The 23,211-nt window shown below is 62.2% G+C and carries 21 protein-coding genes and 2 pseudogenes; 10 read left to right on the top strand and 13 right to left on the bottom strand.

The window, feature by feature from the left end; genetic code table 11:
• Window positions 1-54 precede the first annotated feature (54 nt).
• Window positions 55-2,253 (bottom strand): DUF1631 domain-containing protein, encoded by a 2,199-nt coding sequence (locus LOY34_RS04060; RefSeq protein ID WP_258664303.1) that lies wholly within the window; start codon window positions 2,251-2,253, stop codon window positions 55-57.
• A 253-nt stretch (window positions 2,254-2,506) separates the two neighbouring features.
• Here LOY34_RS04060 and nadC point away from each other — a divergent pair, with 253 nt between their 5' ends.
• Window positions 2,507-3,355: a carboxylating nicotinate-nucleotide diphosphorylase gene (gene nadC, locus LOY34_RS04055; RefSeq protein WP_045196075.1), complete on the top strand. Its 849-nt coding sequence runs from the start codon at window positions 2,507-2,509 to the stop codon at window positions 3,353-3,355.
• A gap of 62 nt (window positions 3,356-3,417) precedes the next feature.
• On the opposite strand, the gene trxB is transcribed toward nadC, so the two are convergent.
• The gene (gene trxB, locus LOY34_RS04050) at window positions 3,418-4,380 is read right to left on the bottom strand and encodes a thioredoxin-disulfide reductase (RefSeq protein ID WP_045196073.1); all 963 of its coding nucleotides are present in this window, start codon (window positions 4,378-4,380) and stop codon (window positions 3,418-3,420) included.
• A gap of 135 nt (window positions 4,381-4,515) precedes the next feature.
• A complete protein-coding gene (locus tag LOY34_RS04045; protein ID WP_038993853.1) occupies window positions 4,516-5,115 on the bottom strand; it encodes a peroxiredoxin in 600 nt (199 codons plus the stop codon).
• Window positions 5,116-5,386: 271 nt separating this feature from the next.
• Here LOY34_RS04045 and cysZ point away from each other — a divergent pair, with 271 nt between their 5' ends.
• On the top strand, window positions 5,387-6,115 hold the full coding sequence (cysZ, locus tag LOY34_RS04040) for a sulfate transporter CysZ (RefSeq protein ID WP_045196071.1): 729 nt from the start codon (window positions 5,387-5,389) through the stop codon (window positions 6,113-6,115).
• 39 nt (window positions 6,116-6,154) lie between these two features.
• Here the strand turns inward: cysZ and LOY34_RS27450 are convergent.
• Together LOY34_RS27450 and LOY34_RS27445 are read right to left on the bottom strand one after the other, a co-directional pair.
• A pseudogene (locus LOY34_RS27450) lies at window positions 6,155-6,514 on the bottom strand (methyl-accepting chemotaxis protein); the annotation flags it as partial.
• 231 nt (window positions 6,515-6,745) lie between these two features.
• Window positions 6,746-7,381: pseudogene (locus LOY34_RS27445) on the bottom strand (PAS domain-containing protein); the annotation flags it as partial.
• A gap of 267 nt (window positions 7,382-7,648) precedes the next feature.
• Here LOY34_RS27445 and LOY34_RS04030 point away from each other — a divergent pair.
• Window positions 7,649-8,866, top strand: coding sequence for a glycosyltransferase family 1 protein (locus LOY34_RS04030; RefSeq protein WP_195885679.1), 1,218 nt, complete (start codon window positions 7,649-7,651; stop codon window positions 8,864-8,866).
• Here LOY34_RS04030 and LOY34_RS04025 read toward each other — a convergent pair.
• The 3 genes from LOY34_RS04025 to LOY34_RS04015 form a co-directional block, all read right to left on the bottom strand.
• Window positions 8,835-9,938, bottom strand: a complete 1,104-nt coding sequence (locus LOY34_RS04025; protein ID WP_045196064.1) for an NADH:flavin oxidoreductase — start codon at window positions 9,936-9,938, stop codon at window positions 8,835-8,837. The two genes, LOY34_RS04030 and LOY34_RS04025, sit on opposite strands and share 32 nt — an antisense overlap.
• A gap of 117 nt (window positions 9,939-10,055) precedes the next feature.
• A complete protein-coding gene (locus LOY34_RS04020) occupies window positions 10,056-10,538 on the bottom strand; it encodes a glutathione peroxidase (protein ID WP_045196062.1) in 483 nt (160 codons plus the stop codon).
• A 155-nt stretch (window positions 10,539-10,693) separates the two neighbouring features.
• The gene (locus tag LOY34_RS04015; protein ID WP_195885678.1) at window positions 10,694-11,179 is read right to left on the bottom strand and encodes a peptidylprolyl isomerase; all 486 of its coding nucleotides are present in this window, start codon (window positions 11,177-11,179) and stop codon (window positions 10,694-10,696) included.
• Here LOY34_RS04015 and LOY34_RS04010 point away from each other — a divergent pair.
• The 4 genes from LOY34_RS04010 to LOY34_RS03995 all read left to right on the top strand — a co-directional run bounded on the left by LOY34_RS04010 (window position 11,148) and on the right by LOY34_RS03995 (window position 15,172).
• Window positions 11,148-11,486: a DUF3565 domain-containing protein gene (locus tag LOY34_RS04010; RefSeq protein ID WP_082075423.1), complete on the top strand. Its 339-nt coding sequence runs from the start codon at window positions 11,148-11,150 to the stop codon at window positions 11,484-11,486. The genes LOY34_RS04015 and LOY34_RS04010 overlap by 32 nt on opposite strands.
• A 31-nt stretch (window positions 11,487-11,517) precedes the next feature.
• Window positions 11,518-13,614, top strand: a complete 2,097-nt coding sequence (gene pta / locus LOY34_RS04005; protein ID WP_045196057.1) for a phosphate acetyltransferase — start codon at window positions 11,518-11,520, stop codon at window positions 13,612-13,614.
• 2 nt (window positions 13,615-13,616) lie between these two features.
• Window positions 13,617-14,519, top strand: a complete 903-nt coding sequence (locus tag LOY34_RS04000) for an acyltransferase (protein ID WP_045196055.1) — start codon at window positions 13,617-13,619, stop codon at window positions 14,517-14,519.
• A 68-nt stretch (window positions 14,520-14,587) separates the two neighbouring features.
• Window positions 14,588-15,172, top strand: a complete 585-nt coding sequence (locus tag LOY34_RS03995; RefSeq protein ID WP_195885952.1) for a hypothetical protein — start codon at window positions 14,588-14,590, stop codon at window positions 15,170-15,172.
• Window positions 15,173-15,265: 93 nt separating this feature from the next.
• Here the strand turns inward: LOY34_RS03995 and LOY34_RS03990 are convergent, their stop codons facing one another.
• The 3 genes from LOY34_RS03990 to LOY34_RS03980 all read right to left on the bottom strand — a co-directional run bounded on the left by LOY34_RS03990 (window position 15,266) and on the right by LOY34_RS03980 (window position 17,420).
• A complete protein-coding gene (locus LOY34_RS03990) occupies window positions 15,266-15,571 on the bottom strand; it encodes a DUF3077 domain-containing protein (RefSeq protein WP_082075422.1) in 306 nt (101 codons plus the stop codon).
• Between the two features lie 413 nt (window positions 15,572-15,984).
• A complete protein-coding gene (locus LOY34_RS03985; protein WP_045196051.1) occupies window positions 15,985-16,680 on the bottom strand; it encodes an OmpA family protein in 696 nt (231 codons plus the stop codon).
• Window positions 16,681-16,775: 95 nt separating this feature from the next.
• Window positions 16,776-17,420 carry an MBL fold metallo-hydrolase gene (locus LOY34_RS03980; RefSeq protein WP_093387972.1) on the bottom strand — a complete coding sequence of 215 codons (645 nt, stop codon included), beginning with the start codon at window positions 17,418-17,420 and terminating at the stop codon, window positions 16,776-16,778.
• 233 nt (window positions 17,421-17,653) lie between these two features.
• Here LOY34_RS03980 and dctP point away from each other — a divergent pair, with 233 nt between their 5' ends.
• The 3 genes from dctP to dctM all read left to right on the top strand — a co-directional run bounded on the left by dctP (window position 17,654) and on the right by dctM (window position 20,621).
• A complete protein-coding gene (gene dctP / locus LOY34_RS03975) occupies window positions 17,654-18,649 on the top strand; it encodes a C4-dicarboxylate TRAP substrate-binding protein DctP (RefSeq protein WP_195885677.1) in 996 nt (331 codons plus the stop codon).
• A gap of 62 nt (window positions 18,650-18,711) precedes the next feature.
• On the top strand, window positions 18,712-19,344 hold the full coding sequence (locus tag LOY34_RS03970; RefSeq protein WP_195885676.1) for a TRAP transporter small permease: 633 nt from the start codon (window positions 18,712-18,714) through the stop codon (window positions 19,342-19,344).
• Window positions 19,341-20,621 (top strand): C4-dicarboxylate TRAP transporter large permease protein DctM, encoded by a 1,281-nt coding sequence (dctM, locus tag LOY34_RS03965; protein WP_093387964.1) that lies wholly within the window; start codon window positions 19,341-19,343, stop codon window positions 20,619-20,621. The genes LOY34_RS03970 and dctM overlap by 4 nt, the downstream gene beginning before the upstream one ends.
• A gap of 68 nt (window positions 20,622-20,689) precedes the next feature.
• Here dctM and LOY34_RS03960 read toward each other — a convergent pair whose 3' ends face one another.
• Together LOY34_RS03960 and LOY34_RS03955 are read right to left on the bottom strand one after the other, a co-directional pair.
• Window positions 20,690-21,382, bottom strand: coding sequence for a sensor histidine kinase KdpD (locus LOY34_RS03960; protein WP_195885675.1), 693 nt, complete (start codon window positions 21,380-21,382; stop codon window positions 20,690-20,692).
• Entirely contained in the window at window positions 21,379-22,986 is a 1,608-nt protein-coding gene (locus LOY34_RS03955) for a tetratricopeptide repeat-containing response regulator (protein WP_045196045.1), read from the bottom strand. The genes LOY34_RS03960 and LOY34_RS03955 overlap by 4 nt, the downstream gene beginning before the upstream one ends.
• Window positions 22,987-23,211 lie beyond the last annotated feature (225 nt).

The following is a 23,211-nucleotide window of genomic DNA, read 5'->3' as shown; positions in this document are numbered from 1 at the left end:
TGGCTCAGTATGCCCCGTGGTGACGCGGGATGCATCGTTAAAACGCGCAGGAAACTAGCGTGCCTGCGCCTGGCGTAACTGGCTGAGCACAGAGTCCAGGGCCCGGTCGAACAGCAGGGTGTCGTCCAGCTGGCGCACATGCCCGCGGCGCAAGGCCACGGCCAGGGCCATGCGCGACCATTCGCGGACCTTGAGGCCGGTACGGTTGACGAAGATGAAACGGTCGGTGCTGTCGATCTGGGCAATCAGCTTGCAGCGCTGCACCTCGTCTTCATCGAGCAGCTCGACCCAGGCACCGATGCGCAGGCGCTCGACCTGCAGCAATGCCGGGTCGTCATCGGCCAGGCGTACCTGGGCTGCTTGCGGCTCGCCGGCCTCAGGCGCGCGCAGGACGATTTCATCAAGCACCAGCACCCGCTCGCTGACGTCGTTGGGCACCACCCGCCCACCGACCACCGGCGTATCGAACATCTGCACATGGAGAATTTCAAGCTGGGCAAAGAATTCGCTGGTGGCAAACGGATCGAACGCGGCGCTGGCCAGGCCATCGCGCAAGGCCTTGAGCAGGCCCGGCACCAGCTCCAGCAGGCGCAGGCGCGCTACGTCTTCAGTGTGCGGTTGCACGCTCCAGATCAGCTCATCCATGGTCTCCAGGGCTTCGAGCCACTGGCTGGAGGTGTCGCCATGCTTGAGGCAGGCCAGCAACAGCACCTGGCTCCAGGCCTCTTCAAGCAAGCGCACCACCACCCGCGGCAGCGAGCGGCCGAGCAGGCGCCGGTTGAGCTCCTGCTGCACCCGCTGACGGGCCAAGGCAGTACGTGCGCGGCCTTCTTCGGCGTCGCGGGTGCGTTGTTCGAGCAGCTCATTGCGACGTCGCTCATCACTGCTGAAGGCGAGAAATTCGGCGAGCAGTTCGGAAAATATCGCCGGGTCGTCGACAAAGTCGCTGAGCAGGCGCTGGACGATTTTTTCTACCCGCAGGTACAGGCTGTCGCGCTGGCAATCATCGCTGGCGCCCCAGCCCATGGCCGCCGTGGCGATTTCGTTGAGCAGGCGCCGGGCCGGATGGCTGCTGCGGCTGAAAAAACTCTTGTCGAGGACCGCGACCTTGAGCATCGGGATTTGCATGCGGCCGATCAGGGCGCGCAGTGAACGCGGCAGGTTGCGATCGGCGAGGATGAACTCGAAGAGCATGGCGATCAGGTTGATGACATCTTCGTCGACCACCTCGATCTTGCGGTAGGTGCCGCTCTTTACGCTGACCCGGGTCAGCAACTGTTCAAGCTGCTGGTGCAGGTCGAAGTCATCGGTCTGCGCTGTCGGCGGCACGTAATGCTGCAGGTGCGAAAGCAGGCGCAACAGGTCACGGGTGCTGATCGCCTGGACCTGCTCACAGGCCTCCAGGCGCGGGGCAACTCGCCCGCGCACCGGCGACAGCAGCGCCTGCAACGAGGCAAATACCGCCTGGCCGTTGGCATCCAGCGGATCACTGGGCGATTGCTGGTCGGTTGTGCTGGCCGCAGCCTCGCGCTCAGCCGACGGGCGGTCCTGGGCGCGGCGTCGCGGCACGGCCTTGAGTTCGGGCAACACGCCGGTGGCAATCAGCAACTGGTTGGCCTCGCCGTACAACTGGTCGGCGTCGTGCAGCACATAGCGCTCAAACAATTTGAGGATGATCAGCTTGACCTTGATGCCCACGCCCAGGCTGCGCCCGGCGCGCAAAAAATAATCGCACAGCATCGCCGGGCCCAGCGGGTTGCGCGGATCGTCCAGGGCCTGGCCAACCAGGGCGCTGAAGCGCAAGGTCAACTGGTTGAGGGCGATACCGTCGCGGGCCAGCACCCGCGCAACCATGGCATCCAGGGCCACGGTACGTTCCAGCTCGTCATTGGCCACCAGCGCCAGGCGGTCGTAGCCATGGCTGTGCAGGGCCGGCAGGGCCTCGGGCTGGCCGATCTGCACGAACGCTTCATAGAAATGGTCGAGGTAACCGCGCTCGATGTTCTTGCGCTTGAGGCGCAGGTCGCGCATGGCTTCGAAAAGGATGTTCTGTTCAACGTTGCTCGCGGCCTTGTCGGCCATCTCGAACAGGGTATCGTCGGCGTTGTCGAACAACGCCTGCAGGCCCTGGCGCAGTTGCAGCGCGGCCTTGTCACGTACCTGCAGAAGCACCACCGGCAGACGAGCGAGGGGCGCTGTGTGCGCCTGATCGGTGATGGCCTTGATCGGCACCACCTTCCCGTCGTTGTGCATCCTGGTCTCCTTGCAGGTTCGATTTTGAGCTTTTTAGCGGTCGTCAAAGCTATGACGCCAAATACAAGGCGCATTATCGAGTAAAAACCTCCTGCTCGCCAGTGCGCACATGCCGCTGCTGATAGACCGGTGCATGGACAAAAAGCTCAGTTGGCCTGACCAAAGGTCAAGCTTTGGCCGCCACTACAGTGTTTGCTGCAAGCGCGGGCTGCCCTGCCCTATAATCGCCAGCACTTAGCTTGTGGAGCCCGCCATGCCGAATTTACGCCTCGCCGACCTGACCGCCGAAATCGAAGCCAACGTGCGCCGTGCGTTGCTTGAAGACATCGGCAGTGGCGACATCACCGCCCAGTTGATCCCGGCCGAGCGCCTGGCCAAGGCCACCATCATTACCCGCGATGACTGCGTGATTGCCGGCACGGCCTGGGTCGACGCGGTGTTCCGCCAACTCGACCCACGGGTTGCGGTGCACTGGCAAGTCGCTGATGGCGAGCGCGCCAGCGCCAACCAGGTACTGTTCCACCTTGAAGGCCCGGCCCGATCCTTGCTCAGTGGCGAGCGCTCGGCGCTGAACTTCCTGCAGATGCTTTCGGGCGTTGCCAGCCACGCGCAATTCCTCGCCGACAAGGTCGCCGACACCCAGGTCAAACTGCTCGACACTCGCAAGACCCTGCCCGGCCTGCGCCTGGCGCAAAAGTACGCGGTCACCTGCGGCGGCTGCCATAACCACCGCATCGGCCTCTACGACGCCTTCCTGATCAAGGAAAACCACATCGCCGCCAGCGGTGGCATCGCCCAGGCGATCAGCGCCGCGCACCGCATTGCCCCGGGCAAGCCGGTAGAAATCGAGGTCGAAAGCCTGGATGAGCTCAAAGAAGCGCTGGAAGCGGGCGCCGACATCATCATGCTCGATGAACTGAGCCTGGACGACATGCGCGAAGCGGTGCGCCTGAATGCCGGCAAGGCCAAGCTGGAAGCCAGCGGCGGGGTGACGGAAAGCACCTTGCGGGTAATCGCCGAAACAGGTGTCGACTACATCTCCATCGGGGCGATGACCAAGGATGTAAAAGCGGTGGACCTGTCCATGCGCCTGAGCCTCTGAGGCAGAATGCAGAGACAAAAAAACCGGCCATCAGGCCGGTTTTTTGTTCACCATCAAACCTGTCAGAGCGCTGCGTTCTGCAGCCCATCCAGGTAACGCTCGACATCCAGCGCGGCCATGCAGCCGGCACCGGCCGAGGTGATGGCCTGGCGGTACACGTGGTCAGCCACGTCACCGGCAGCGAACACACCTTCAACGTTGGTCGCGGTGGCGTTGCCGTCACGGCCACCGTTGACTACCAGGTAGCCGTCTTTCAAGGTCAATTGGCCTTCGAACAGCGAGGTGTTCGGGGTGTGACCGATGGCGATGAACACGCCGTCGACCTTGATTTCGTCGAAGCTGCCGTCGTTGTTCTTCAGGCGCGCACCGGTGACGCCCATGTCGTCGCCCAGCACTTCGTCCAGGGTGGCATTGAGTTTCAGCTCGATCTTGCCTTCGGCCACGCGGGCGTTGAGCTTGTCGATGAGGATCTTCTCGGCACGGAAGGTCTCGCGGCGGTGAACCAGGGTGACCTTGCTGGCGATGTTGGCCAGGTACAGGGCTTCCTCGACGGCGGTGTTGCCACCACCGACCACGGCGACCGGCTTGTTGCGGTAGAAGAAACCGTCGCAGGTCGCGCAGGCGGAAACGCCTTTGCCCATGAACGCTTCTTCCGATGGCAGGCCCAGGTAGCGAGCGCTGGCGCCGGTGGCGATGATCAGCGCGTCACAGGTGTAGGTGGCGCTGTCGCCCTTGAGGGTGTACGGCTTGCTGGCCAGGTCAACGGCGTTGATGTGGTCGAACACCACTTCGGTTTCGAAACGCTCGGCGTGTTCCTGCATGCGTTGCATCAGCGCCGGGCCGGTCAGGCCGTGGGCGTCGCCCGGCCAGTTGTCGACTTCGGTGGTGGTGGTCAGCTGGCCGCCGGCCTGCATGCCGGTGATCAGCAGCGGCTTGAGGTTGGCGCGCGCGGCATAGACGGCGGCGCTGTAACCGGCAGGGCCGGAACCGAGGATGATCACTCGCGAATGGCGTACTTCAGACATGTCACACTCCTGTCGAGCTGGCACTTGCTGGCCAGCATCGTTTTGCCGGGATCGCCGGCTGGAATAAAAAAGAACCTGCGAAGCACTTGGGGAAGGCTTTGGGTCGCAGGTCCTGAAAAGCGTTAAGCCACAGCCTTACAGGCTGGCAGCGTTTTCGGCCAGGTAGTCGGCAACGCCCTTGGCGTCGGCCTTCATGCCTTTCTGGCCCTTGCGCCAGCCGGCCGGGCAGACCTCACCGTGCTGTTCGGTGAACTGCAGGGCTTCGACCAGGCGGATCATCTCGTCGACTTCACGGCCCAGCGGCAGGTTGTTGACCACCTGGTGCTGGACAACGCCTTGCTGGTCGATCAGGAACGAGGCACGCAGGGCCACGCCGTCATCGTGCTCGATACCGTAGGCACGGGTGATCTCGTGCTTGACGTCGGCGACCATGGTGAACTCGACCGCGCCGATACCGCCCTTCTCCACCGGCGTGCTGCGCCAGGCGTGGTGGGTGAACTGCGAGTCGATGGAAACACCGACCACTTCCACACCCAGCTCGCGGAACTTGTCCATGCGGTTGTTGTGAGCAATGATTTCCGACGGGCAGACAAAGGTGAAGTCCAGCGGCCAGAAGAACAGCACGACGTACTTGCCGCGCAGGGAAGAAAGCTTGAAGCTGTCGACGATCGAACCGTCGCCCAACACTGCCGCCGCGTCGAAATCAGGGGCTTGCTTGTTGACCAGAATGCTCATGGAAACTCCTTGAAAGTCAGAATTCGAAGGCGTTGAAAAGATGTGCGCACTTTAGCGAGGTGGCAGAGATTAAGGAAATATCCTTAGACAATCCACCTTATAGGCCGGCTCTATTCATCAGCAAAGGCGCGCGCGGTTTATCTATGAGCCCTGGCCGAAGATGCTGCCGAGGTTTTGTTACAGCCCGTTTCTCGCTCTGCGCCGCGCTTTCGCCCGTCGCGCAAACTCGGTAAGGTCAGCGCGTTTGCCTTTACCCGGAGCCTTCCCTTATATGCAAGCCCCTGTCCTCTCTGGCCCACAGTACCTGCGTGAAGGGCTGAAACTGGTCCTGAGCCCGAGCCTGCGCCTGTTCGTGTTGCTGCCGCTGGCAGTCAACCTGCTGCTGTTCGTTGGCCTGATCTACCTGGCCGGCCACCAGTTCAGCCTCTGGGTCGACTCGCTGATGCCCAGCCTGCCGAGCTGGCTGAGTTTTCTCAACTACGTGCTGTGGCCGCTGTTCGTGGTGTTGGTGGGGCTGATGGTGTTCTTCACCTTCACCATGCTGGCCAACATCATTGCCGCGCCGTTCAATGGTTTCCTGGCGGAAAAGGTCGAAGTGGTGGTGCGCGGTACCGATGACTTTCCGGCCTTCAGCTGGGCCGAACTCACCGCCATGGTGCCCCGTACCCTGGGCCGCGAAGCGCGCAAGCTGGGCTACTTCCTGCCACGGGCGATCGGCCTGTTCATCCTCTCGCTGATCCCGGTGGTGAACATCATCGCCGCGCCGCTGTGGCTGCTGTTCGGGATCTGGATGATGGCCATCCAGTACATCGACTACCCGGCCGACAACCACAAGATGAGCTGGCAGGACATGCTTGCCTGGCTGCGCGAAAAGCGCTGGCAGAGCCTGGGTTTTGGTGGCTCGGTGTACCTGGTGCTGCTGGTGCCGTTTCTCAACATCCTGATGATGCCGGCAGCAGTGGCTGGCGCCACGCTGTTCTGGGTCCGCGAGCGTACCTGAAGCAGCGCCGCGTAGCCGCCCGGCTACGCGGCACTACCATCAGCTCGACAGCTGGTTGGAAAACTGCCCTACCGCGTTGACCACCTTCTGTGCACCGTCCTGAATCTCGACGATCACCGTGCCGGTCTGCCCGGCCAGTGACAGGCCCTGCTCGGCCTGGCGCTTGCTGCTGTCGATGATGTCCACCGCCGCCTTGGCCAGTTGTTCGTTCTGCTGCACCACCCGGGCGATTTCCTCGGTGGCGGTGCTTGTGCGCGAGGCCAGTTGCCGGACCTCGTCGGCGACCACGGCAAAGCCGCGGCCCTGCTCACCGGCACGTGCGGCCTCGATGGCGGCGTTGAGGGCCAGCAGGTTGGTCTGCCCGGCAATGTCGCTGATGGTCTTGATGATCGAGCCGATCACCTGCGACTGCTTGTCCAGCGCCTCGATGCCTTCGGCAGCCTCCTGCATGTAAGTTTCCAGGCCGCGCATGACGTCAACGGTCTGGGTCACCACTTCGGTGGCCTTGCGCGCACAGGCGTCGGTTTCCAGCGAGGTGGTGTAGGCAATGTCGGCGGCCTGGGCCACGGCCGTTTCCTGGTTGACCTGATCGGTGATCACGGTGGCGAACTTGACCACTTTGTAGAGCACGTCGTGGGCATCGATGATCGGGTTGTAAGACGCCTCCAGCCACACCACGCGGCCATGGGCATCAATGCGCTTGAAGCGTTCGGCGACGAATTCACCACGGCGCAGCTTGTCCCAGAACGCGTGATAGCCCACCGAGTTGTACTCTTCCGGCTCGCAGAACAGACGGTGATGCTTGCCCACCACCTGGTCGAGCTTGTAGCCCATGGTCTGCAGGAAGCGCTCGTTGGCGGCCAGCACCTCACCGTTGAGGTTGAACTCGATCACCGCCGTGGAGCGCATCAGCGCCTTGATCAGGCTCTCGTGCTCGCGGGAGGTTTCGATGGTGCGGGTCAGGTCGCTGGAGTGCAGGGTGAAATACTTGATGCGCCCTTCGCTGTTTTTCACCGGCTGCAGGATCGAGCGCAGCCAGGCCTCTTCGCCATTGCCCCGCAGCAGGCGGAAAGCACCATTGAGATGCTCGCTACGGGCAATGGCGTGCTTCATGCGCTGGTAAAAGTCGAGTTGCTTGACGTGCGCCGGGACGATTTCCTCGATGTTGCGGCCAATCAGTTGATGGCTGCTGTAGAGCATCTCTTTTTCGAAATTGCTGTTGACCGATTCGATGCGCCCCTGCGGATCGAGCTGCAGCACCAGCATCTCACTGTCGAGGCTGCACTTTACTTGCTCCACTGATTGCAGTTCTTCGCGCAGCCGGAGGATTTCTTGCTTGAGTTTGCTGTTGAACATGACGCTCTCCCGGAGCGAAATCAGTCATTCGAATGCTTCTGCATCGGCTGGCGGACCTGCAATCTTGAGTCACTTGCTGGGAAATATTTGCGCACCTGTAATCGCCAGTAATCAGGCGTCATCGATCTGTCATTTTGCGGTCATAGAGCAGCAATCGGCACGGTCGAAACTGGCTTCATGAGCACACCGCCCCTGCATGTCACCCTGATCAGCGAAACCTTCCCACCCGAGATCAACGGCGTGGCCAACACCCTTGGCCGCCTCAGCGATGGCTTGCGATCGCGCGGCCATCGGGTCGAGTTGGTGCGCCCGCGGCAAGCGGCCGAACTGCCCTCGGCCAGCGACGACAACCTGCTGCTGTGCCGCGGCTGGCCGTTGCCGGGGTACCCGGGTTTGCAATGGGGCCAGGTGTCGATGCACAAGCTGCTGCGCCGCTGGCGCCGGCAGCGCCCGGACGTACTGTACATCGCCACCGAAGGCCCGCTGGGCCTGAGCGCTCTGCGCGCGGCGCGGCGCCTGGGGATCGCCGTGGTCAGCGGTTTTCACACCAATTTCCAGCAGTACTCCAGCGAATACGGCCTGGGCCTGCTGGCGCGCCTGCTGACCCACTACCTACGCTGGTTCCACCGGCGCACCCACAGCACCCTGGTGCCCAGCCCAAGCCAGCGCCTGGAGCTGGAACGGCGCGGCTTCGACAACCTCAGCCTGATGGCCCGGGGAGTCGATAGCCAGTTGTTCAACCCGGCGCGGCGCAGCCAGGCGCTGCGTGAGCAATGGGGGGTGGGCGCCGATGATATTGCCCTGTTGCATGTCGGACGCCTGGCCGCCGAGAAGAACCTAGGTTTGCTGCAACCTTGCCTGGACGCCCTGCAACAGCAGTATCCGCAACGGCGCATCAAATTGATCGTGGTCGGTGACGGGCCGCAACGCAGCGTGCTCGAACAACGCCTGCCGGGCGCAATATTCTGCGGCGCCCAGCGCGGCGAAAGCCTGGCTGAACACTATGCATCAGGGGATATTTTTGTGTTTCCCAGCCTGACCGAAACCTTCGGCAACGTCGTGCTAGAAGCCTTGGCCTCAGGCCTGGGTGTGGTTGCCTACGATCAAGCCGCGGCAGCCCAGCACATTCGCCACGGGCATAGCGGTGCGCTGGCCATGCCGGGGGATGCAGCAGCCTTTATCGATGCCGCCTGCTGGTTGCTGGAAGAGCCGGAAACTCTGCGCCGGGTGCGCCTCAATGCCCGCCAGCACGCCAGCCGCCAAGGCTGGCCGGCGATTGTCGAGCAGTTCGAGGCGCACCTGCTGGCAGCCTGTCGCCAGAGCCAGGGCAGCGTTGCGCGCCCAGGCCCGGCGACGCTTGCGATCAAACCAGGGTCGTCAACGCCTCACGGCTGAACGGCAGGATGTCTTGCTCGCGGCCATCGCGCACCTTGGCGGCCCACTCCGGGTCGACCAGCAGCGCCCGGCCCACCGCCACCAGGTCGAACTCATCGTTGTTCAGGCGCTTGAGCAGGTTCTCAAGGCTGGCCGGTTGCGCCACCTTGTCGGTCGCCACCATGAACTGCAGGAACTCGCCATCCAGGCCGACGCTGCCGACGGTGATGGTCGGCTTGCCGGTGAGCTGGCGGGTCCAGCCGGCCAGGTTGAGGTCCGAGCCTTCGAACTCCGGCTCCCAGAAGCGCCGGGTCGAGCAGTGGAAGATATCCACACCGGCGTCTACCAATGGCTGCAGGAAGGCGCCGAGGGCCTCGGCGCTCTGTACCAGGCGGGCGCTGTAGTCCTGCTGCTTCCACTGCGAAAAGCGGAAAATGATCGGGAATTCCGGGCCCACCGCCGCACGCACCGCCTGGATCAGTTCGATGGCAAAACGCGAACGGCCGGCCAGGTCGCCGCCGTACTCATCCGTGCGCTGGTTGCTGGCCTCCCAGAAGAACTGGTCAATCAGGTAGCCGTGGGCACCGTGGATCTCGACGCCATCCATGCCGATGGCCTGGGCATCGCGAGCGGCCTGGGCAAACGCCTCGATCACTTCGCGGATATCGGCCTTGCTCATGCCGTGCACCACAACCTGGCCATCCTTGAGCTTCTCGCTCGGGCCATAACCCGGCACGCTGGCGTCCGGCTCGGTGCCCAGGCGGCGCACGCTGCCCACGTGCCAGAGCTGCGGCACGATGCGCCCGCCTTCGGCGTGCACGGCATCGACGACATTCTTCCAGCCAGCCAGGGCGTCGTCGCCGTAAAAACGCGGCACATTCGGGTAGCCGTTGGCAGCCTGGTGACCGACGGTGGTGCCTTCGGTGATGATCAACCCAACGCCGGCAGCGGCGCGGCGGCGGTAGTACTCGACCACTTGTGCGTGGGGCACGCCGCCAGGGCAGAAGGTGCGGGTCATCGGTGCCATGACCACGCGGCTTGGCAGCTCGAGGGCGCCCAATTGGAAGGGTTTGAACAGTGCGGTGGCGGACATGCGGCGCTCCTGGGAAGGGGGAATGCGCCTGAGGATAGGGTGAGCCGTTCGGGTGGCCCAGTACTATTGATCTGGGTGATTAAACAGCATCGCGGGGCTAGCCCCGCGATCAACCGATCAGGCCAAGGCCTTCTCGATCGCCTGCACCACCGCCGGATCATCCGGCGCGGTACGCGGCGAGAAGCGCGCCAATACCCGGCCGTCCTTGCCAACCAGAAACTTCTCGAAGTTCCAGGTGATATCGCCAGGGAACTCGGCACCTTCACCGGCCAGCAAACGGTACAACTGATGGCGGTCATGACCATTGACCTCCAGCTTGCTGCCCAACGGAAAGGTCACGCCGTAATTCAGGCTGCAGAACTTCTGGATTTCTTCTTCAGTGCCCGGCTCCTGCCCGGCAAACTGGTTGCACGGCAGGCCCAGTACGCTGAAGCCTTTGCCCTTGTACTGCTGATAGAGGTTTTCCAGCGCCGCGTACTGCGGGGTCAGGCCACACTTGGAGGCGACATTGACCACCAGCACCACCTGGCCCTTGAACGGCGCCAGAGGCAACTCCTGGCCATCCAGTGCCTGCAACTTCAGGTCGTGAAATGCACTCATGACGTACTCCCCTTTCCAGATCCCGGTTGTCGCTGCGGGCTGCAATCAATAAAACCAGCCCATTAAAAAGGCGCCCTGCCAAGCCGTCTTCCCCTGCTGGAGTGCGACGGACTTGCCCGGGCGCCTTCGCGACTCTCTGAGCTTAGCGCAGAAAATCAGTGGTGATGGCCACCTTCGCCATGGATGTGGCGATGAGCGATTTCTTCTTCGCTGGCATCACGAACATCGACGACCTTGACCTTGAAGTTCAGGCGCTGGCCAGCCAGTGGGTGGTTGCCATCAACGGTGACGTCGTCGCCGTCCAGGTCGCGAATGGTGACGATCTGCATCTGGCCATCCGGCGCCGAAGCGTGGAACTGCATGCCCACTTCCAGCTCGTCGACACCTTCGAACATGCTGCGGTTCAGGGTGCTGACCAGCTCGGCCAGGTATTCGCCGTAGGCGTCTTCCGGCTCGACGGCGACTTCCAGCTCGTCACCGGTGGTTTTGCCTTCCAGGGCTTTTTCCAGGCCCGGGATGATGTTGCCTGCGCCATGCAGGTAGACCAGCGGAGCGCCGCCGGCGGAGCTGTCGATGACCTCACCAGCGTCGTTGGTGAGGGTATAGTCGATGGAGACAGCCTTGTTGGCGGCGATCAGCATGGGGCGAGACCTTTTGCATAAGAATGTAGAACGAACAAGTGTAACCAAGGCATCGCCTGAAAGCGAACGCAACCCGGACAAACGGGTTGCCGGATACTTCAGCCAGGTGCTGGGTTTCCATCAGGACGAGGACGGCCACTGGGTGGTCGAGCTGTCGTGCGGACACACCCAGCACCTGCGCCACCAGCCGCCCTGGCAATCACGCAGCTGGGTGCTCGACCCCGAGCAACGCCAGCAACGCATCGGCCAGGCATTTGCCTGTGGCTGGTGCGCTCAGGGGGCCGATAGCGCTACCCTTGGCAATTGATTCTTTGCACAGCTCATTTCGAGAAGCTCGCATGCAGACATTTTTTATCGCGCCGACCGACTTTGGGGTCGGCCTGACTTCGATCAGCCTGGGCCTGGTGCGCACCCTGGAGCGCGCCGGCCTCAAGGTCGGCTTCTTCAAGCCGATCGCCCAGCCGCACCCGGGCGATACCGGCCCGGAACGCTCCACCGAACTGGTTGCCCGCACCCATGGCCTGAAGCCGCCCCAGCCGCTGAGCCTGGCCCATGTCGAGCGCATGCTCGGCGATGGCCAGCTGGATGAACTGCTCGAGGAGATCATCACCCTGTACCAGCAGGCCTGCGTCGGCAAGGACGTGGTAGTGGTCGAAGGCATGGTCCCGACCCGCCACGCCAGCTACGCCGCGCGGGTCAACCTGCACCTGGCCAAGAGCCTGGATGCCGAGGTGATCCTGGTCTCGGCGCCGGAAAACGAAGTGCTCACCGAGCTGTCCGGGCGCGTCGAGCTGCAGGCCCAGTTGTTCGGCGGCCCGCGCGACCCGAAAGTGCTTGGGGTGATCCTCAACAAGGTGCGCACCGACGAAGACATGAACGCCTTCGCCGCGCGCCTGACCGAGCATTCGCCGCTGCTGCGTGGCGGCGACTTCCGCCTGCTCGGCTGCATCCCGTTCCAGGCCGGCCTCAACGACCCGCGCACCCGCGACGTCGCCGAGCTGCTCGGTGCCCAGGTGCTCAACGCCGGTGACTACGAAACCCGGCGCATGAACAAGATCATCATCTGTGCCCGGACCGTGGCCAACACCGTGCCGCTGCTCAAGCCCGGCACCCTGGTGGTGACGCCGGGTGATCGCGACGACATCATCCTCGCCGTGAGCCTGGCGGCGATCAACGGCGTACCGCTGGCCGGCCTGCTGCTGACCAGCGACAGCAAGCCCGACCCGCGCATCCTCGAACTGTGCCAGGGCGCGCTGCTGGCCGGCTTGCCGATCCTCTCGGTGAGCACCGGCTCCTACGACACCGCTAACCAGCTCAACGGCCTGAACAAGGAAATCCCGGTGGATGACCGTGAGCGCGCCGAGCTGATCACCGATTTCGTCGCCAGCTACCTGGACGCCGACTGGCTGCACCAGCGCTGCGGCACCCCGCGCGAACTGCGCCTGTCACCAGCGGTGTTTCGCTACCAGTTGATCCAGCGCGCCCAGCAGGCCAACAAACGCATCGTCCTGCCCGAAGGCGCAGAACCGATGACCGTGCAGGCCGCCGCCATCTGCCAGGCTCGCGGCATCGCCCGCTGCGTGTTACTGGCCAAGCCCGACGACGTCCAGGCCGTGGCCCGCGCCCAGGGCATCACCTTGCCCGAGGGCCTGGAGATTCTTGACCCGGACCTGATCCGCGAGCGCTACGTCGAGCCAATGGTCAGCCTGCGCAAGAGCAAAAGCCTCAATGCACCGATGGCCGAGCAACAACTGGAAGACCCGGTGGTGATCGGCACCATGATGCTCGCCCTGGACGAGGTCGACGGCCTGGTCTCGGGCCTGGTGCACTCCACCGCCAACACCATCCGCCCGGCCCTGCAACTGATCAAGACCGCCCCCGGCTGCAGCCTGGTGTCATCGGTGTTCTTCATGCTTTTTCCCGAGCAGGTGCTGGTGTACGGCGACTGCGTGATGAACCCGCACCCGACGGCCAATGAACTGGCGGAAATCGCCCTGCAGAGCGCCGATTCCGCCGCAGCCTTCGGCATTGCCCCGCGGGTGGCGATGATCAGCTACTCCAGCGGTGATTCGGCCACTGGCGAAGAGGTCGAGAAGGTCCGCGAAGCCACCCTGCTGGCCCAGGAAACCCAGCGCGGCCTGCTGATCGATGGCCCGTTGCAATACGATGCCGCCGCCAACCTGGAGATCGCCCGGCAACTGGCGCCCAACAGCCAGGTGGCTGGCCGCGCCACGGTATTCGTGTTCCCCGACCTGAACACCGGCAACACCACCCACAAGGCCGTGCAGCGCAGCGCCGATTGCGTCAGCCTGGGGCCGATGCTGCAAGGCCTGCGCAAGCCGGTCAACGACCTGCCGCGCGGCGCCCAGGTCGACGACATCGTCTACACCATCGCCCTGACCGCCATTCAGGCCAACCGCTCACTGGATAGTTGAACATGCTCGGATTGCTACCCGCGCCACTGCGCGGGGTTATCGCCTCGCTGCTGCTGGGGCTCAACACCATCGTCTGCTGCACCCCGCTGTTCATCGTCAGCCTGTTCAAGCTGTTGCTGCCGTTCGCCGCGGCGCAGCGCCTCACCGATGAACTGATGCGCCACATTCACGAGGCCTGGATCAGCAACAACAATGCCTGGATCAACCTGCTGGGCAAGGCCCGCTGGCAGGTCGAGGGCCTGGCCGGGCTGGATTACCAGCACAGCTACCTGGTCACCAGTAACCACCAGAGCTGGGTCGATATCCTGGTGCTGCAATACGTGCTCAATCGGCGTATCCGCCCGCTGAAGTTCTTCCTCAAGCAGGTGCTGATCTGGGTGCCGGTGATTGGCCTGGCCTGGTGGGCGCTGGGCTTCCCGTTCATGAAGCGCTATTCCAAGGCGTACCTGGCCAAGCACCCGGAAAAGGCCGGCAAAGACCTGGAAACCACTCGCCGCACCTGCGCCAAATTCCGCGGCAAGCCGACGGCGATCTTCAACTTCGCCGAAGGCACGCGCTTCACCGCAGCCAAGCATCGCCAGCAGCAGTCACCGTTCAAGCACCTGCTCAAGCCCAAGGCCGGCGGCATTGCCTTTGTGCTTGATGCCATGGGCGAGCAATTGCAGTCGATCGTCAATGTCACCATTCATTATCCGAACGGTGCGCCAGGGTTCTGGGACTTGTTGTGCGGGCGGGTCAGGCACATTGTCGTGCACTTCGAGGAGCTGGCGATTCCGGCCGAGTTCCTGGGCAGGAACTACGACCAGGATGAAACCTACCGCCTGGCTTTCCAGCAATGGATCAACCAGCTGTGGAGCGACAAGGACGCCCTGCTCGAACGGCTGCGACAAAACGCCGACGGGTAATTTGCCAGACAGCATCTATGCTCACTTCCTACGATGATTTCACTAGCAATCACAAGGAACGTAAGCCTATGAAACCGCTGCGCCGCTTCGCCCATGCTGTTGCTGTCGTTTCGCTTCTGTCTGCAGCCAGTTTCACGGTGCAGGCAGAAGACATCCTGATCGACGCTGTCGCTACACAAGATATGGTGGATACCAAAGTCCTTGCCATCGACCATGACAAGCGCATCGTTACAGTGGCTGGCCCTAAGAACTCCGAGGTGCCGATTCAGCTGAGCGAACAGGCCAAGGACCTGCATAACCTCAAGGTCGGCGACCTGGTCAACATCACCGTCAACCGCTCGGTTGCTACCGTACTCGAAACCGACCTTACCAAGGCCCCGGGCATCAGCAAGGACGCTGGCGTCATCCGTGCCACCAAGGACAACCCCAACCCGGGTGGTGAGGCGTTCCGGCAGATCAAGGTCACCTCGAAGATCACCAAGATTGACCTGAAAACCCACGAAGTCACGCTGATGCCGCCTGAAGGCCCGCAAAGGGTCGTGAAGGTCGAAGACCCTGAACTTCAGGAGCGCATGAAGAATCTCGAGGTCGGCCAGTCTGTGGTCATCGTGTTTACCGATGTGCTGAAAGTCACCACCAAAAGCCCAAGCTAAGTAAATCGCGGGTCAAGTCGAGACGTCGCACCGCCGCTCCCACAGGATTTGTGCTGTCTCTGTGGGAGCGGGCTTGCCCCGCGATCAGCCGCCTCAAGCCTTGATTGCCCGGCTCTCCAGCCCATCGAGCAAGGCATCGATCAATGCCTTGGCCATTTCATGGGAATGCAGGGTCGCCTGAAGAAGCCCTCGCCCCGGCTCACGGGTATGCTCAACCGCCAGCGGCCCGGTCAGGCTCGCGCACTTCAAATACAGCGATGCATGCACCAGCGCATCTTCGACATTGACCCCGGCGCGCACGGCGAATAACTGTGGATGACCGACATCGCAGAGGCCGAATGGGGTTTCTGTGGTTTCGAGAAGGTGGAATTCAGGTGGGTCTGGAACGATCTTTTTCATGAGGAAGCTCCTGATGTGAAGGGAGCTGCACCACCTCTGTCGCCAAACAGAAATGGTGGCAGCTGTACGCAGGTTGGCGAACCGAGACATCAGGACAACCCGGCAGGGCCGAAGCCCTCCCGCGCACAACTGCCATAACGACTGACGTCATGGAAGCAGAATGATGTACTCGGGTCGCCAAACCCGATCGCTGATACTTCAGCGACCCGGTGAGCCTAGTGGCGTACTTCCCCCGGAGCAATCCTCTGCAGGGCGACAGAATTCGTAGGATAGGTCCTAGGACACTCAAACCACCAGCACAAGGCTGTTGCAGGATGCTAGCCAGGCCTCTGTGGGAGCTGGTTTGCTAGCGATGAGGCCGTTACAGGCACAAAAAAAAGGGGAGCCTGGCTCCCCTTTTTTACACCCTCAAGTTACTGGTACTGCTGCCCAGGAATCGGCTTGAGGTTGACCTCTACCCGACGGTTCTGCGCGCGGCCGTTGGCGTCGGCGTTGCTGGCGATCGGCTGGTCCGGGCCCAGGCCGCGGGCGCTGACGCGGCTGCCATCGACGCCCTGGGAAGTCAGGTAGGTAACCACCGATTGTGCACGACGCTGGGACAGGTCCATGTTGTGCTGGCGGCTGCCGGTGCTGTCGGTGTAGCCGACCACTTCAATGGTGTTCTGGTTGAACTGCTTGAAGGAGTTTGCCAGGTTGTTCAGCGGCGAGTAGAAGCTCGGCGCGATGTTGGCCGAGTCGGTGGCAAAGGTGATGTTACCCGGCATGATCAGTTTGATCTGGTCGCCCTGGCGCTGCACCTCGACACCGGTGTTGGCCATGCTTGCACGCAATTCGGCTTCCTGTTTGTCGGCGTAGTAGCCATAACCTGCTGCGGCAGCACCGACGGCGGCAGCGCCGATCAGCGCACCCTTGCCGCGGTTGTTATGGTCGATGGCGGCGCCCGCGATGGCACCGGCCAGCGCACCCAGGCCGCCGTACTTGGCGGTTTTGCTCATCCCTGTGGAACCCTGCTGCGCCTGACCCTGGCTGTCATACGGGTTGGGGCTGGCGCACCCGGACATCAGCGCGGCAGCGGTAGCGACGATAATCAAACGACGCATGGTGAACATGGACAAGCTCCTACTGTAATTCGAAAGTGCAGCGGATCTGATTCGGATCTATGCCAGCCTTGGATTGCAGCAAAGCAGAAAAATTCCCTGGAATCTCAGGCGCGCACAAACGGGTTCTGGCGCATCTCATCCCCCAGGCGGGTGTCCGGGCCATGGCCGGTGACCACCGTAGCCTCTTCATCCAGGCTGTACAGGCGCTGCTTGATGGAACGAACGATAGTCGCCTGGTCGCCACCCCACAAATCGGTGCGACCAATCCCACGACGAAAAAGCGTATCGCCTGCAATCAACAGCTTGGCCTCGGCGAACCAGAAGCTCATCGAGCCCGGTGTGTGCCCCGGCGTGTGCAAGGCCACGCCACAGCCGCAGGCCAGCTCTTCGTCGTCGGCCAGCCAGCGGTCCGGCGGCGGAACCGGGGTGTAGGGCACGCCGAACATCTGACACTGCATTTCCAGGTTGTCCCAGAGGAACTGGTCGTCCTTGTGCAGGTGCAAGGTGGCGCCGGTCATCTCCTTCAACTGCCCGGAGGCGAGGAAGTGATCCAGGTGCGCGTGGGTATGGATGATGCTCACCACCTTGAGGCCATGGGCATCAAGGCGGGCGAGGATCTGCTCGGGGTTGCCGCCCGGGTCAACGACGATGGCCTTTTTGCTGATCGGGTCGCCGATGATCGTGCAATTGCACTGCAGCGGGCCGACGGGGAAGGTTTCGCGGATTAGCTGGGGTTGAGCAACGTGCATGGGGTTACCGGAAAATAGTGGGGGCACTGAAGCGATGCCACTTCTTAACCTCATTTCTGCCTGTTGGCCAGCCCCGGCCATCGACCTGGCAGACGCACAGGTGCCTTGCAGTTCACCAGACATTGATCTTGCACAAAGCAATCTCTGAATAGCCACCTAGACTTGCCGGGGTCAACCTGCCTGCGCGCGTCAGCGCAAAGTGCAGCATTACAACAAAAAAAGGAAGAATCAGGATGTTCACTCCCTCACTCAAGGCACTGGTTTGTGCGCTGACCCTTTCGGCCGCTGGCTGGGCCCAGGCCGCTGACCCGATTACCATCAAGTTTTCCCATGTTGTTGCCGACTCAACGCCCAAGGGCCAGGGCGCAATCATGTTCAAGAAGCTGGTGGAAGAGCGCCTGCCAGGCAAGGTCAAGGTCGATGTCTACCCCAACTCGTCGCTGTTCGGTGATGGCAAGGAAATGGAGGCACTGCTGCTGGGCGATGTACAGATCATTGCGCCGTCGCTGGCCAAATTCGAGCAGTACACCAAGAAGGTTCAACTGTTTGACCTGCCCTTCCTGTTCAACGACATCCACGCCGTGGACCGCTTTCAGATGAGCCCCGCCGGCCAGGGCCTGCTCAAGTCCATGGAGGACAAGAACATCACCGGCCTGGCTTATTGGCACAACGGTATGAAGCAATTGTCGGCCAACAAGGCCTTGCACGTTCCCGCAGATGCCCGCGGTCTGAAATTCCGCGTGCAGGCTTCGGCAGTGCTGGAAGAGCAGTTCAAGGCGGTGCGTGCCAACCCGCGCAAAATGAGTTTTGCCGAGGTCTACCAGGGCTTGCAGACCGGTGTGGTCAATGGTGCGGAAAACCCCTACTCGAACATCTACAGCCAGAAAATGCACGAAGTGCAAAAGTACATCACTGAGTCCAATCATGGCGTGCTCGACTACATGCTGATCACCAACACCAAGTTCTGGAACGGCCTGCCAGCCGATGTGAAGCCAGAGCTTGAGAAAATCATCAGCGAAGTCACCCAGCACGTGAACAAAGAAGCCGAGGCGCTCAACCAGGGCGACAAGGAACGCATCATTGCGGCCAAGACCACCGAGATCATTACGCTCACGCCTGAGCAACGCGAGCAATGGCGAACGGCGATGAAGCCGGTGTGGAAAAAATTCGAAGGTGAAATCGGTGCCGAGCTGATCCAGGCAGCCGAGGCGGCCAACCAGGCGCAGTAAGCCCGCAGACAGTTGCCGCCGCCACGGCGGCAGCTGTGACCGCTACACATCGGAGAATACGCATGAATGCCTTACGGCGTATCTGGGAACATTTCGAGGAGGGCTTTATCGTCTTCCTACTGGCCGCCATGACCTTGGTGACCTTCGTCTACGTCATCCTCAACAACCTCTACACCCTGTTCTACAGCCTTGCCGAGCGCTGGCCCGGTGCGGCCGACCTGTTCAACAGCATAGGCGACCATGTGATGGACGCCGCCCAGTCGATGACCTGGAGCAATGCCCTGACCAAGGCGCTGTTCGGCTGGCTGATTTTTTTCGGCCTGTCCTATGGCGTGCGCGTGGCCGGGCACATTGGTGTCGACGCCTTGGTAAAACTGGCCAGCAAGCCGGTTCAACGGCTACTCGGCATGCTTGCCTGTCTGTGCTGCCTCGGTTATGCCGGCTTGCTGAGCATCGCCAGTTTCGAGTGGATTCAAACCCTGTTCAATGCCGGTATTGGCGCCGAGGACCTGGGTCACTTCGGCATCATGCAGTGGCAAGTTGGCCTGATCGTACCGGTGGGCTTTGCCCTGGTGTTCATCCGTTTCACCGAAATCCTGGTACGAATACTCCAGCACCGCCAGACCGGTTTGGGGTTGGCCGACGAAGCGGCGGATGCGCTGAAACTGGCCGAGCATGAGGACGACAAGCGATGACCATCCTCTTTCTCTTCGTCACCCTCTTCGCCCTGATGTTCATCGGCGTCCCCATTGCCATTTCCCTGGGGCTCTCCGGCTCGCTGACTATCATGCTGTTCAGCCAGGACTCGGTTCGCTCGCTGGCGATCAAGTTGTTCGAGACCTCGGAACACTACACCTTGCTGGCAATTCCGTTCTTTCTCCTGGCCGGGGCGTTCATGACCACCGGTGGCGTGGCTCGGCGCCTGATTGACTTTGCCAATACCTGTGTCGGACACATTCGCGGAGGTCTGGCGATTGCCGCCGTATTAGCCTGCGTACTGTTCGCCGCACTGTCAGGTTCTAGCCCGGCAACCGTGGCTGCGGTCGGCTCGATTGCGATTGCCGGGATGGTTCGGTCCGGTTATCCACAAGCCTTCGGCGCCGGCATCATCTGCAACGCCGGCACCCTGGGTATCCTCATCCCACCGTCGATCGTGATGGTGGTGTATGCCGCCGCCACCGAAACCTCGGTAGGCAAACTGTTCATGGCCGGCGTAGTACCAGGCTTGATGCTGGGCTTGATCCTGATGATCGCCATCTACATCGTGGCGGTGAAAAAGAACCTGCCAGCCCTGCCCCGTGCCACTTTCAGGGAATGGCTCAGTGCCGCCCGCAAGGCCGTCTGGGGTCTGTTGCTGATGGTGATCATCCTCGGCGGCATCTACAGCGGTATGTTCACCCCGACTGAAGCGGCGGCGGTCGCTGCGGTGTACTCGGCCTTCATCGCCTTGTTCGTGTACCGTGACATGTCGTTCAAGGAAGCGCCCAAGGTGCTGCTGGAGTCGGCAAAACTGAGCATCATGCTGATGTTCATCATTGCCAACGCGATGCTCTTCGCCCACGTCCTGACCACCGAACAGCTACCGCAACAAATCACCACCTGGGTAATCGAAGCCGGGCTGACGCCGGTGACGTTCTTGCTGGTGGTGAACATCGTGCTGCTGGTGGCCGGTGCCTTCATGGAGCCATCGGCGATCATCCTGATCCTGGCCCCGATCCTGTTCCCGATCGCTATGAAACTGGGCATCGACCCGATTCACCTGGGCATCATCATGGTGGTCAATCTGGAGATCGGCTTGATCACCCCGCCGGTCGGCCTGAACCTGTTCGTCACCTCGGCGGTAACCGGAATGCCGCTGACGGCAACCGTGCGCGCGGCAATGCCTTGGCTGACGTTATTGGTCGGCTTCCTGATTCTGGTCACCTATGTGCCCTGGATCTCGCTGGTGCTTCCTGATCTGCTTGGTATGTGAGCATCAGGGCTGTGACCGCCAAATGGCGGTCGCAGCTCATTGCCTCAGGTTTGCCCAGGCACTGTTGATCAAGGCAGGTAAAGCCTGAACAGTCCGCCGCCCAGGACCCCGCCGTTGGCAATCTCGATCCGCCCTTTGACCCCGTTGCGCTCATGCAGGCCGGCAATCCGTGCGGCAAAGTACAAACCCAGGCCGGTACTGCCGCTCTGGCCATCGATACCCTGCACATATTCCTGCTGGCGCTCGAGCATGCGCGCCGGGAAGCCCGGGCCGTCATCGTTGATGCTCAGCACCAGTTGCTCGCCCTCGTCATTGATGCTGATCAGCAAGGTGTGGCCAGCGTAGCGAATGGCGTTGTTGAGGATGTTGGCGACCACCGAACCGACCAGTTCACGGTCGAAAAAGCCCAGCGGGCTGGCCGTTTCGATGCGCCAGCTGGCGAGGATGTCGCGATGCTGCAGCAGGTTCTGCTGGGCCGCCAGCTGGGCTTCGATGAAGTCGTCGAGCTCGTGGTAGTCGGGGCACATGGGCAATTGGTTGACGCCCAGTTTGTACAGCCCCAGCAACTGCACCAGCATGCCGTTGAGGTGGCTGAACTCATGCTCCATCACCCCTTGCTCGCTGCCGCTGCGCAGGGCCTCGGGCAGGCGCGCCAGCCACTGGCTGTGGGCCTGGGTCAAGGCGGCGAGGGAGTTTTTCATGTCGTGCACGGTGGAGGCGATCACCGTCGAGAAATCCAGCCCCTGGTTGTCCTGGTTCATGCGCCGAAAGCCCGGATGTGCAGTTTGCGGTAGCGATCATAACGGTTATCGCTTTTCGGGATGCCGGTGACGCTGCCCAGGCACGCGCGGCATTCGTCCATGATCGCCGGTGGCGGTGTCTCACCACCGATGCGCAACAGCGCCTGGGCGGTGTTGAGGGCGATACTGATGTTCTTCGGCTGCAGCGTCAGTGCCCGGCGGAACTGCGCCAGGGCTTCGCTGAGCTGGCCGGCCTGGTAGCTGCGCACGCCCTGGCGGTTGAGGTCGACCGCTTCGGTCACCGCGCCGAGCACGCTCGGGTCATCGGTCAGTTGCGCCACGCTCTGCATGACCTTAGGGTCGTCACCGTAGGTTTCCACGCAGCCCTTGAGAATCGCGGTACCGGCAGATTCCTGGCCGAGTTTCTGCAATTGCGTAGCCACCACCAGCGCCGCCTCGACCGAGAAGAACTGGTCCATCTTCTCCAGCCGGGCCATGGCCTGCTCGGTCAGTTTCGCGGCGGTTTCGGCGTCGCCGGCCTGCTGCAGGCTGGCGGCTTTCATCAGCCGCGCACGCACCTGCAGGCCCTGGTCTTCGACGTTCTCCTTGGCCACTTCGCTGAGCACCGTGTTGATCTCGACCCGGGTGCGCGCATCCAGGCCGTTGCCGGCGTTCTTGTTCATCAATGCCTGGACCAGCCCGAGGTTGCTTTCCGGGTCTTTGTAGCGCGAGCTCTGGCCCTGGTTGACCGCATGCCGGTAGGCCTTGGACGAAGTGTCGTAGTCATCGTTGCTCAGGGCCAGCTTGCCCAGCATCATCTGCCGGCGCACAGCCAGGGGCGAGAGGCGCACGGCCTCTTCCAGCACACCCTGGGCACGCTTGCTTTCGCCCTGGGCCACCAGCACTTCGGCCAGGCCGTCGTACAGGCCGGGCATCATCGGGAAGGCCTTGAGCGCCTGCTCGTACACACCCTGGGCCTGGGTCAGCTGGTTGCGCTTGTACAGCAGGCCGCCAAGGGCGGCATAGGCCCAGGGCGTGGCCCGGCTGGCGATGATGGTGGTGAGGAATTTCTCCAGCTCATCGAAGCGGTTCAGGTCGCGCAGAGCATCGGCGCGGTAGCGCAGGCACAGCGGGGCGAAGCGCGGGTCCTTCTTGCACAGCTCGGCGCAGGCCGCCAGCACCTCGGCCGGGCGGCCGCGGTCCAGGGCCTGGAGGATCGGCTTGAGCAGGGTCTTGCGCTGCACCAGTTTTTCCAGGCGCTGGGCCAGGCCGATGCGGTTGAACGGCTTGGTCAGGTAAGCGTCGGGCTCATGCTCCAGGGCACTGAGGACAATCGCCTGGCTGCTTTCGGCGGTGACCATGAGGAACACACACTCATGGCTGATCAGCTTGTCGAGGATCAGGTCTTCGAGCACCTGCTGGCCATTCTTCTTGCCATCACCCAGGTGGAAATCCTGAAGAATGAAGTCATAGCGTTTTTGCGCACACATGCGCAGCGCCTGTTCGCCGCTGTCGGCGGTATCGACATCACGCACGCCAAGCTCGCGCAGCATCGAGCGGGCCGAACTGCGAAAATCGGAGAAATCATCGACGATCAGAAAGCTTTTCTGGCTGTAGACCTGCATCCACGAAACCTGTCATGGCAAATAAAAAAATAGACGCAGAGACACCTTCACGGACAGGCTCGGCTTCGCGGGTAGATTCGCTGCGGCGCTTAATCGGGCCGCACTCGCAGAGTATCGGCCACACAGGGCGATAGCTTGAGGCGTACAGAGCGCATATTTGCTGGACGCAAGTACCAGCAACGGAACAAATAATGGCATTGCGCCATCATCGAGGATGTTCACCGC

The sequence above is a fragment of the Pseudomonas sp. B21-009 genome (assembly GCF_024749345.1).
Taxonomy (GTDB): Bacteria; Pseudomonadota; Gammaproteobacteria; order Pseudomonadales; family Pseudomonadaceae; genus Aquipseudomonas.
This window is presented reverse-complemented; position numbering and strand designations above follow the sequence as displayed.

What these genes read in the sequence shown, in the direction of transcription:
- LOY34_RS03995 (WP_195885952.1), top strand. Translation starts at nt 14,588, where the DNA reads ATGAAACCGCTGCGCCGCTTCGCCCATGCTGTTGCTGTCGTTTCGCTT.
- LOY34_RS04010 (WP_082075423.1), top strand. Translation starts at nt 11,148, where the DNA reads ATGGAGACAGCCTTGTTGGCGGCGATCAGCATGGGGCGAGACCTTTTG.
- trxB (WP_045196073.1), bottom strand. Translation starts at nt 4,380, where the DNA reads ATGTCTGAAGTACGCCATTCGCGAGTGATCATCCTCGGTTCCGGCCCT.
- cysZ (WP_045196071.1), top strand. Translation starts at nt 5,387, where the DNA reads ATGCAAGCCCCTGTCCTCTCTGGCCCACAGTACCTGCGTGAAGGGCTG.
- LOY34_RS03990 (WP_082075422.1), bottom strand. Translation starts at nt 15,571, where the DNA reads ATGAAAAAGATCGTTCCAGACCCACCTGAATTCCACCTTCTCGAAACC.
- LOY34_RS03960 (WP_195885675.1), bottom strand. Translation starts at nt 21,382, where the DNA reads ATGAACCAGGACAACCAGGGGCTGGATTTCTCGACGGTGATCGCCTCC.
- nadC (WP_045196075.1), top strand. Translation starts at nt 2,507, where the DNA reads ATGCCGAATTTACGCCTCGCCGACCTGACCGCCGAAATCGAAGCCAAC.
- LOY34_RS04060 (WP_258664303.1), bottom strand. Translation starts at nt 2,253, where the DNA reads ATGCACAACGACGGGAAGGTGGTGCCGATCAAGGCCATCACCGATCAG.
- pta (WP_045196057.1), top strand. Translation starts at nt 11,518, where the DNA reads ATGCAGACATTTTTTATCGCGCCGACCGACTTTGGGGTCGGCCTGACT.
- LOY34_RS03970 (WP_195885676.1), top strand. Translation starts at nt 18,712, where the DNA reads ATGAATGCCTTACGGCGTATCTGGGAACATTTCGAGGAGGGCTTTATC.
- LOY34_RS04045 (WP_038993853.1), bottom strand. Translation starts at nt 5,115, where the DNA reads ATGAGCATTCTGGTCAACAAGCAAGCCCCTGATTTCGACGCGGCGGCA.
- LOY34_RS03980 (WP_093387972.1), bottom strand. Translation starts at nt 17,420, where the DNA reads ATGCACGTTGCTCAACCCCAGCTAATCCGCGAAACCTTCCCCGTCGGC.
- LOY34_RS03955 (WP_045196045.1), bottom strand. Translation starts at nt 22,986, where the DNA reads ATGCAGGTCTACAGCCAGAAAAGCTTTCTGATCGTCGATGATTTCTCC.
- LOY34_RS03985 (WP_045196051.1), bottom strand. Translation starts at nt 16,680, where the DNA reads ATGTTCACCATGCGTCGTTTGATTATCGTCGCTACCGCTGCCGCGCTG.
- LOY34_RS04030 (WP_195885679.1), top strand. Translation starts at nt 7,649, where the DNA reads ATGAGCACACCGCCCCTGCATGTCACCCTGATCAGCGAAACCTTCCCA.
- LOY34_RS04000 (WP_045196055.1), top strand. Translation starts at nt 13,617, where the DNA reads ATGCTCGGATTGCTACCCGCGCCACTGCGCGGGGTTATCGCCTCGCTG.
- dctM (WP_093387964.1), top strand. Translation starts at nt 19,341, where the DNA reads ATGACCATCCTCTTTCTCTTCGTCACCCTCTTCGCCCTGATGTTCATC.
- LOY34_RS04020 (WP_045196062.1), bottom strand. Translation starts at nt 10,538, where the DNA reads ATGAGTGCATTTCACGACCTGAAGTTGCAGGCACTGGATGGCCAGGAG.
- LOY34_RS04025 (WP_045196064.1), bottom strand. Translation starts at nt 9,938, where the DNA reads ATGTCCGCCACCGCACTGTTCAAACCCTTCCAATTGGGCGCCCTCGAG.
- LOY34_RS04015 (WP_195885678.1), bottom strand. Translation starts at nt 11,179, where the DNA reads ATGCTGATCGCCGCCAACAAGGCTGTCTCCATCGACTATACCCTCACC.
- dctP (WP_195885677.1), top strand. Translation starts at nt 17,654, where the DNA reads ATGTTCACTCCCTCACTCAAGGCACTGGTTTGTGCGCTGACCCTTTCG.